Origin of the sequence: Streptomyces sp. NPDC058877, from assembly GCF_042742855.1 — a bacterium.
GTDB lineage: Bacteria > Actinomycetota > Actinomycetes > Streptomycetales > Streptomycetaceae > Streptomyces.
Map to the genome: position 1 here is coordinate 1 of NZ_JBHYMF010000276.1, position 7344 is coordinate 7344.

At 72.0% G+C, this 7344-nt stretch carries 6 protein-coding genes; 2 read left to right on the forward strand and 4 right to left on the reverse strand.

Annotated elements, in window-relative coordinates:
* Positions 1-133: 133 nt before the first annotated feature.
* On the reverse strand, positions 134-1258 hold the full coding sequence (locus ACFW2Y_RS33570; RefSeq protein ID WP_384886856.1) for an ROK family transcriptional regulator: 1125 nt from the start codon (positions 1256-1258) through the stop codon (positions 134-136).
* Positions 1259-1365: 107 nt separating this feature from the next.
* On the opposite strand from ACFW2Y_RS33570, the gene ACFW2Y_RS33575 reads away from it, so the two are divergent.
* Positions 1366-2580, forward strand: a complete 1215-nt coding sequence (locus ACFW2Y_RS33575) for an MFS transporter (protein WP_384886859.1) — start codon at positions 1366-1368, stop codon at positions 2578-2580.
* Positions 2581-2627: 47 nt separating this feature from the next.
* On the opposite strand, the gene ACFW2Y_RS33580 is transcribed toward ACFW2Y_RS33575, so the two are convergent.
* Positions 2628-3374: a uridine kinase gene (locus tag ACFW2Y_RS33580; RefSeq protein WP_384886862.1), complete on the reverse strand. Its 747-nt coding sequence runs from the start codon at positions 3372-3374 to the stop codon at positions 2628-2630.
* A gap of 405 nt (positions 3375-3779) precedes the next feature.
* Between ACFW2Y_RS33580 and ACFW2Y_RS33585 the strand changes: the two genes are divergently transcribed.
* Positions 3780-4487: a DUF5995 family protein gene (locus tag ACFW2Y_RS33585; protein ID WP_384886865.1), complete on the forward strand. Its 708-nt coding sequence runs from the start codon at positions 3780-3782 to the stop codon at positions 4485-4487.
* 21 nt (positions 4488-4508) lie between these two features.
* Here ACFW2Y_RS33585 and ACFW2Y_RS33590 read toward each other — a convergent pair whose 3' ends face one another.
* Positions 4509-6221, reverse strand: a complete 1713-nt coding sequence (locus ACFW2Y_RS33590) for a flavin monoamine oxidase family protein (protein WP_384886869.1) — start codon at positions 6219-6221, stop codon at positions 4509-4511.
* A gap of 53 nt (positions 6222-6274) precedes the next feature.
* The gene (locus tag ACFW2Y_RS33595; RefSeq protein WP_384886872.1) at positions 6275-7081 is read right to left on the reverse strand and encodes a carbon-nitrogen hydrolase family protein; all 807 of its coding nucleotides are present in this window, start codon (positions 7079-7081) and stop codon (positions 6275-6277) included.
* Positions 7082-7344: the final 263 nt, after the last annotated feature.

Below are 7344 nucleotides of genomic sequence, written 5' to 3' on the forward strand. Positions count from 1 at the left end.
GTCCGGGGCGCGGCGCGTCCGCGTGCGCACGGCCCGAAGGGCGCGGGCCGCACGACGGAGCGCTCCGACCGGGAGGAGCCCTTCGACCGTCATCGCTGCACACGGAGGCCCACGCCCCGGAACGGAGCACGCCCTAGGGGAACAGCTGCTCCTGCGCCGCGTCCCGGGCCCGGAGCAGGGCTCCGCGGAGGACCGCCGCGTCCCCGAGGGCCGTGGCGCGGACCTCGGTGCGGAGCGGTGACAGGGCCGCGAGCTCGGCCCCGACCCGCGCGGCGAGTTCCGCTCCTCCCCGGTGTCCCGTCTCCCCTCCGAGGACCACGCAGCCGGGGTCGAGGACGGACACGACCGCAGCCGCACCGACCGCGAGGCGGTGGGCGAGGGCCTCGACGAAGGGACCGTGCCCCTCGGCGAGCGCCTCGACCGGATCGACCCCGTGGGTCGCGGCGAGCGCCCGGACGGCCGCCACGCAGGCGAGTTCGTGGAAACCGCCGTCGCAGCCGGTGGCCGAGGGCAACCCCGAGGTGCCGGGAACGGGCAGGAAGCCGATCTCGCCGGCTCCGCCCGAGGCCCCCCGCCGGAGCCTTCCGTCGAGGACCACGGCGGAACCGACGCCCTGACCGAGCCAGAACAGGACGAAGTCCTCCCGGTCGCGGGCCGCGCCTTCACGGAGCTCGGCCACGGCGGCGAGGTTGGTCTCGTTCTCGGCGAGGACGCGGGCGGGGAGGCGCTCCTGCAGGACGGTGACGAGCAGCCGGTGCCAAGCGGGCAGCCCCGAGGAGTCGCGCAGCTCACCGGTGGTGGGGTCGATGAGGCCGGGGGCGCCGATGACCACGCTGTGCAGCCGGTCGGCACCCGCGTCCTTCGCGGTCCGCTCCAGGAGCGCCACCGCCTTCTCGACGGCGGGTGCGGTGCCGCCCTCGTCGCCCACCGGCACGGTGGCCTCGGCGAGGGTGGCACCGAGGAGGTCGGCGACGGTGACGGAGACCGAACGGGTGCGGACGTCGAGGGCGGCGAGGTGCGCGCGGTCGGCGACGATCCCGTACAGCTTGGCGTTGGGGCCGCGGCGCTCGGCCCCGGCCTCGCCGACGACGTGCACCAAGCCGGAATCCTGGAGGCGCTCGACCAGGTCGGCGACGGTCGGGCGGGAGAGTCCGGTGAGCGTCTTGAGCTGAGCGGCCGTCAACGGACCTTCGTCTTGGAGCAGTCGCAGGGCGAGCCGGTCGTTGATGGCCCGTGCGGTGCTCGGGGATGCGGCCATGCGGCGATCCTCTCAGACTCGCGGAGGGCTGGGCCTCCCCCGGAATCTATTTATCAGGCAAGGTTCCTGATAGTTTACGCGACACACCACGACCCCCGGGAGGGCCCATGGCGGCGCGGACCGTCACCAGCACCGAGCACCTCCGACGGGCGCGCCTCGCCGTAGCCGCCGTCTTCTGCGTCCACGGCGCGGTCACCGGCAGCTTCGCGACCCGGATTCCCTGGATCCAGGAGCACGCGGGCGCCAGCGCCGGACAGCTCGGACTCGCGCTCGCCTTCCCGGCGCTCGGCGCCTCCCTCGCCATGCCGCTCGCCGGATCCGTCTCCCACCGCTTCGGCGGGCGCACGGCGCTGCGCGGCCTGCTCGCCCTGTGGACGCTCTCCCTCACGCTCCCCTCGCTCGCCCCGAACGTCTGGGGGCTGTGCGGCGCGCTCTTCGTGTACGGGGCGACCGCCGGCATGTCCGACGTGGCGATGAACGCACTGGGCGTGGAGACCGAGATCCGGCTCGACCGGTCCATCATGTCGAGCCTCCACGGCATGTGGAGCGTGGGCGCCCTGCTCGGCTCCGCCGCCGGCACGGTCGCCGCCCACCTCGGCGGCGACGCCCGGCTCCACCACCTGATCGCGGCCCTCGTGCTCACCGCGCTGGGCCTGGTCTTCTGCCAGGGGGTGCTCGACGTGCGCGGTGCCCCGGAGGAAGAAGCGCCGCCGCGCTTCTCGCTGCCGCCGAAATCCGCCCTGGTCATCGGTGCCGTCGGTTTCTGCGGGGTGTTCGCGGAGGGTGCCAGCCTCGACTGGTCGGCCGTCTACCTACGGGACGCGCTGGACGGCTCGGCAGGGGCCGCAGCGGCCTCCACCACCGCCTTCGCCCTGACGATGTCGGTGGCCCGCCTGGCCGGCGACCGGGTCGTGGACCGCTTCGGGGCGGTCCGCACCGTACGGGTCGGGGGCGCCGTCGCCACCCTCGGCGGTCTCCTGGTGGTCTTCGCGCCGCACGCGGCGGTCGCCATGGCCGGTTTCGGTCTGATCGGCCTCGGGATCGCGGTCGTCGTCCCGCTGGCCTTCGCTGCGGCCGGCCGCAGCGGGCCGAACCCCAGCCAAGCCATTGCGGGCGTCGCCACGATCACCTACACCTCGGGCCTCATCGCCCCCTCGGCGATCGGTGGCATCGCCGATGCCACCTCACTGGTCGTCTCCTTCGGTCTGGTCACCCTGCTGACCCTGGGGCTCGTGTGCGGCGCGGGCGTGCTGAAGGCCGGGGGGCGCGAGGCGGCGCCGTCGACGCCGGCCCCCGCGCGGAGTGCCGGCCCGGTCGCGTAGGCCGGGGTCACGACGGCCCCGGCTCCACCACCCGTTCGGCCACGCCCTCACTCCGGCGAGATCGCCGACTTCCACATCCGCCGCCGGGGACGCGCGAACACCGAGTTGTCGATGACGACGTCTGCCAACGGCAACGGGTCGACTTCTCGGAGGTAGACGCGCTCGGCGACCAGATACCTGTTGCGGTGGATCGACTCGGCTTCGGTGCCGGCCCAGTCCTGGTCACGCTCGGCGCCCCGCCGAACGGACAGTTCCGCATCCACCTGCAGCCAGATGCGGAAATCCCAGTACGCGTTGATCTCGGGGCGGAAAGCGAAGACGCCGTCCACGATCAGCACCGCGTCCGCCCCGATCGGCGTCACTTCGGACGAGTGGTCTCGTTGGGTCAGCGGGTCGATGCTGCACAACGCACAGGCCGCCGCTCCCGATGACCGGCAGGGATCCAGCAACAGACGCTTGACCGCCTCGTAGTCGTACGCGTTCCGGTAGTACCCCTCACCGGACTCCCGGTCATAGAGGTGTCGGTCCCTCCACGGCTTCTTGAAGTCGTCGAGGGTCGCCCGGAGAACAGGCCGTCCCGCAGCACTGATCCGCTCGGCCAGTTCATGTCCGAAGCTCGTCTTCCCAGCGGCGGTGAAGCCGTCGATTCCCACGAGCAGGCGGCCTCGGCCGAGATCCAGGATGCGCTCGGCAACCTCTTCGACCAGCATGCCGCGCTCGACGGAGGCCGCCGGAGGAGAGGGCTGCCGCCAGGAAGAAGCCGAATGGTGCACGTCCGCCCGTGATGATCCCATGGAGGTGAACCTATCGGCTGGCCCAACGGCCGGGAAGGCCACACATCGCTGCTCAGAGCGCCGCCCCCCACGGGCTCGATCAAGAATCCCGTGGACGTCACCTCGACGCGGGCGGCGAGCGGTGCGGGCGGGCCCTCGGCCTGCCCGGCGAGCGCACGGGACCGGGACCTCCGGAGCCGGTCGGCCACGAGGCCCTGCCACGAGCCGACGTCACCACCGGGCACCACGTGCTGCGGGCCTTCGCCCCGGCCCGCTTCGAGGATCGGGAAACGCCACGGGACTTCCGCTACGAGCCCCTGCGGGACGGGGCCGGAGGCCGCGTCGAAGAGCCGAGTGATTCGCCCGTTCTGGGGAAGCCCGGCCGGAGGAGTTCCCTCCCGGTCCCGCGACTGGAAGCCTGCCCCCATGGTGCAGACCCAGCGGATCGGGCAGGAACTCGGGCAGTTCGTCGCGGTCGACCCCGTGGTGGACCGGATGCGGGCACTGCGCGCGGCGTGGCATCCCTCCGACGGCGTCGCCGTCTTCAACCGGGTCTACCTGACGGTGACCGAAGAGATCGGTCACGCGATCGAGTCGGGCGCGTTCGCCGATCGGCGGGCTGCCGCCACCCTCGACGTGCGGTTCGCCGAGCGCTACCTCGCGGCCGTCGACGCCGTCACCACCGGTCGGCCCGTCCCCGCCTGCTGGCGCCCCCTCTTCCACTACCGGCGCCACCCCGGCGTACGGCCGCTGCAGTTCGCGCTCGCCGGGATCAACGCGCACATCGGCCACGACCTGGCGCTCGCGGTGGTCGATGCCTGCCGGACCCTGGAGTGCGCACCGGCCGACCTGGAGGACGAGTTCGACCGGGTCGGCGACGTCCTCGTCCTCCTGGAGGAGCGCATCCGGGAGGAACTGATGCCGGGCCCGGACCTCTTGGAGGTCGCGGACCCGCTCACTCATCTGCTCGGCTGCTGGAGCCTGGACCGGGCCAGGGACGGCGCCTGGCTGGCCGCGCGGTCGCTGTGGCAACTGCGCGGCCTCCCCGAGTTCGCAGGGGAGTTCACCGAGCGCCTCGACCGGTCGGTGGGCCTGGTGGGGCGGATGCTGCTGACCCCTCTCGCCAGGCCCTGACCCCCGTGTGCGTACCGGTGATCAGTCCTCCGGCAGCTCGACCGGGGCGATCTCGTCGTACACGTCGCCCGGCCCCGGGTTCGTGGCGTCGGTGCCGCCCCCGAAGTGGTGCATCACGCCCCAGACCGCATTGAGCGCCGTCTGCACCGCTCCTTCGGCCCAGCCCGCCGTCCAGGAGATGTCGTCGCCCGCGAGGAAGATGCCTCGCTTGTCCTCGGGCAGCCGGTCCTGCATGAAGTGGGTGAACAGACGGCGCTGGTAGCGGTAGTGGCCGGGCAGGTTCGCCTTGAAGGCCCCCATGAAGTAGGGCTCGTTCTCCCAGGAGACCGTGACCGGGTTGCCGATGATGTGCTTCCGGACGTCGACCTTCGGGTAGATCTCGCCGAGCGACTTCAGCATGACCTCCATCCGCTCGTTCGCCGAGAGCGGCAGCCACTTCAGGCTGTCGTCGCACCAGGTGTACGAGAGGCAGATGACGGCCGGCTTGTCCGGGCCGTCGTCCAAGAGGTAGGTGCCGCGGGTCATCCGGTCGGTGAGCGTCATCGACATGACGTCGCGGCCGGTCGGGTTCCCCTCGTCGTCGACGGCCTCGTCCAGCCAGAAGGGCCGGTCGACGGGCACGAAGAGCTTGGAGGACTCCATGTAGTGGGTGCGCTCGATCGCCGTCCAGTGGTCGATCGGGAAGAGCGAGTCATCGCAGTCGATCTTGGACAGCAGCATCCAGGACTGGGCGGTGAAGATCGCCGCCGGGAAGGTGCGGATGTCGCCGGAGGCGTCGGTGACCGTGATCCGGTTGCCGGCGGTGCGGTTCAGCCGGGTCACGGCCGGCTTCGGGGAGCCCTCGTGCAGGGAGCTGAGGGAAGTGCCCGGCGCCCAGTGGACGATCTTCTCCGGCTCGCGCTCCCACAGGCGCAGCGGCAGCTGCTGGGAGCCGCCCACGATGCCGCGGTGGTGGTCGTCGGCCTCGGTGTAGACGACGCGGAGGATCTCCAGGATGGAGTTCGGGAAGTCGGTGTCCCAGCCGCCGGTGCCGAAGCCGACCTGGCCGAAGATCTCGCGGTGGCGGAAGGACTTGAAGGCCTCGGACTCGCAGAGGAAGCCGTAGAAGGTCTGGTTGTCGAGCTTCTCGACGAGCTTGGACCAGATCTCGCGGATGCGGGGGACGTCGCGCTCCCGCATGGCCTGGTTCATGTCGGAGAAGTCGGCGCCCTCGTCGAGGCACTTGTTCCAGGCGTCCGCCACGTCACGGTAGACCTGCGGCAGGTCCGCGATGGTCTCGGCGTAGTGCGACTCGCCCTTGAGGTCGACGACGGTCGACGGAGTGGCCTCGGCGAGCGGGTTCGGGAAGGGCCTGGTCTCCAGGCCGACGAGGTCGATGTAGTGCTGGAGCGCGGTGGAGGACGGCGGGAAGCGCATGGCGCCCATCTCCGCGGTCAGGCCTTCGGCACCGGTGCCCTCGAAACCGACGGTGCGCAGCCGGCCGCCGATCTGGTCGGCCTCGTAGACCACGGGCTTGAGGCCCATCTTCATCAGCTCGTACGCGGCGATGATGCCGGAGAGGCCTCCGCCGATGACGGCGATCTCGGTGCCGTGCTCGGTGGCCGGTATCTGGCCGAGGCCGGCCGGGTGGGCGAGGAAGTCGTCGTAGGCGTAGGGGAAGTCCGGACCGAACATCGTGATCGGCGGCTGGCCGTCGCTGTGCGGAACGGCGGTCGTGGGCACCGTGGACGTCATGGGGTACGGACTCCTTGCGCGGAAAGGGGGGTGGGGCAGGCGGGGGCGGGGGCTCAGACGAGGGGGCCGTAGAGGCCGGGACGCCGGTCACGGAGGTAGGGGTTCTCCTCGCGGGAGGCTGCGAGGAGGGCCGGGTCGACCTCGCCGACGACGAGGTCCTCGCCGCGTCCGGCGCGGGCCCGGGGGGTGCCGTCGGGGCCGGCCAGGGTGGAGAGCCCGACGAACTCGAAGTCGCCCTCGGGGCCGGTCCTGTTGGCGTACGCGATGTAGAGCTGGTTCTCGAAGGCACGGACCGGCACCACGGACAGGGGCACGATCTCGGCCGGGTGCATGAGCGCGGTCGGCACGAGGAGGAGGTCCGTGCCGGCCAGTGCGTGCGCCCGGACGTTCTCGGGGAACTCGACGTCGTAGCAGATCATCATGCCGACGGTGAGCCCGTCGAGCTCCGCCTGGACGACGGCCCGGTCGCCGGGGGTGAACCAGGTGAGCTCGAAGTCGCCGAAGAGGTGCGTCTTGCGGTACTGCGCGAGGGGGACGCCGTCGGCACCGATGAGCTGCGCGGAGTTGTACAGGACGCCGTGCTGCTCGGTGTCCCGCTCCGGATATCCGTAGCCGATGGCCAGGCCGTGCCGCGCGGCGATCACCGCGACGGCGCGGGCGGAGGGCCCGTCGGCCGGTTCGGCCAGACGCGCCATGTCGGCGCCGATGGCGTAGCCGGTGAGGAACAGCTCGGGGGCGAGCAGCAGGCCGGCACCGGCGGCCGCGGCCCGGGCGGCGGCCTCGTCGAGGACCTTGAGGTTGGCGGCCACGTCACCGAGCTCGCCGGAGCTCTGGAGCAGGGCGGTGCGCAGCGCGGGCATGGGCGGTCCTTGGTGCTCGGAGTACGGGGAGAAGACGTAAAAAACGGTACGGTTTCGCACTCGGCCGGGACAAGGCGGCAGCGTTGCGGACCGACCGCCGAAGCGTTGCGCGATCCCCGACCGGAGCGTCGATTCGTTGCGTACGGCTCCGACCGGGAGGAAGGTTCCCCGCCGCGCGCCGTTCGAGGAGGTCGTGGAGGGGAGGGGCGCCGTCGAGGTGGCGCCCCGGGAGTGCGGCCGTCCGACCGGGCGGGCCGCACAAC

Coding starts and splice junctions, on each gene's coding strand:
- ACFW2Y_RS33575 (WP_384886859.1), top strand. CDS start 1,366: ATGGCGGCGCGGACCGTCACCAGCACCGAGCACCTCCGACGGGCGCGC.
- ACFW2Y_RS33585 (WP_384886865.1), top strand. CDS start 3,780: ATGGTGCAGACCCAGCGGATCGGGCAGGAACTCGGGCAGTTCGTCGCG.
- ACFW2Y_RS33590 (WP_384886869.1), bottom strand. CDS start 6,221: ATGACGTCCACGGTGCCCACGACCGCCGTTCCGCACAGCGACGGCCAG.
- ACFW2Y_RS33595 (WP_384886872.1), bottom strand. CDS start 7,081: ATGCCCGCGCTGCGCACCGCCCTGCTCCAGAGCTCCGGCGAGCTCGGT.
- ACFW2Y_RS33580 (WP_384886862.1), bottom strand. CDS start 3,374: ATGGGATCATCACGGGCGGACGTGCACCATTCGGCTTCTTCCTGGCGG.
- ACFW2Y_RS33570 (WP_384886856.1), bottom strand. CDS start 1,258: ATGGCCGCATCCCCGAGCACCGCACGGGCCATCAACGACCGGCTCGCC.